This window comes from Shinella sp. M31 (genome assembly GCF_049199205.1).
Classification (GTDB): Bacteria; Pseudomonadota; Alphaproteobacteria; order Rhizobiales; family Rhizobiaceae; genus Shinella.
The window spans coordinates 67,368-68,260 of the sequence record NZ_JBLZPH010000022.1; the positions used below are offsets into that span (position 1 = coordinate 67,368).

2 protein-coding genes are annotated in these 893 nt (G+C 64.1%); both read left to right on the forward strand.

All coding sequences use genetic code 11. The features are described from left to right. A partial coding sequence (locus ACOZKU_RS03985; RefSeq protein WP_421577762.1) for an AAA family ATPase occupies nt 1–291 on the forward strand: 291 nt, incomplete at its 5' end. A 74-nt stretch (nt 292–365) separates the two neighbouring features. Continuing rightward, a partial coding sequence (locus ACOZKU_RS03990) for a thiamine pyrophosphate-binding protein (protein WP_421577763.1) occupies nt 366–893 on the forward strand: 528 nt, incomplete at its 3' end.

The window sequence follows — 893 nt, forward strand, 5'->3', positions numbered from 1 at the left end:
GCGATCGCCCGCTCGCTCTGCATGAAGCCGAAGATCATGCTGTTCGACGAGCCGACCTCGGCGCTTGATCCGGAAATGGTCAAGGAAGTGCTCGACACGATGGTGTCGCTGGCCGAGGAAGGCATGACCATGCTGTGCGTGACGCACGAAATGGGTTTTGCCCGCCAGGTGGCCAACCGGGTGATCTTCATGGACCAGGGCCAGATCGTCGAACAGAACTCGCCGGCCGAATTCTTCGACAACCCGCAGCACGAGCGCACCAAACTCTTCCTCAGCCAGATCCTGCACTGAGAAGCGCAGACGACGAGACCGAACCCCTTTTCCTCACATGCTTTGCGTCCTCCCGGGCGTCGAGAGGCGCTAGAATGATTGCAGACACCCGGCTCACGACAGGCGAATACCTCGTCCGTCTCCTGGAATCCTACGGCGTGGAGCTGATCTTCGGCATTCCCGGCGTGCACACGGTGGAACTCTATCGCGGCCTGCCCGCCACGAAGATCCGCCACGTGACGCCGCGCCACGAGCAGGGTGCGGGCTTTATGGCCGACGGTTATGCGCGCGTGACCGGCAAGCCGGGTGTCTGCTTCATCGTCACCGGTCCCGGCATGACCAACATCGCCACCGCCATGGGCCAGGCCTATGCGGATTCCGTGCCGATGCTGGTCATCTCGGCGGTGAATGCGCGCGACCAGCTGGCGATGGGCCAGGGCCGGCTGCATGAACTTCCCTCGCAGCGCAATCTGGTGGCGGGCGTTGCCGCCTTCAGCCACACGCTGCTCGATCCCGCCCAGCTTCCCGAGGTGATGGCGCGCGCCTTCACCGTGTTCAACTCGGCGCGTCCGCGCCCGGTCCATATCGAAATCCCGCTCGACGTCATCGTCGCGGAGGCGGGA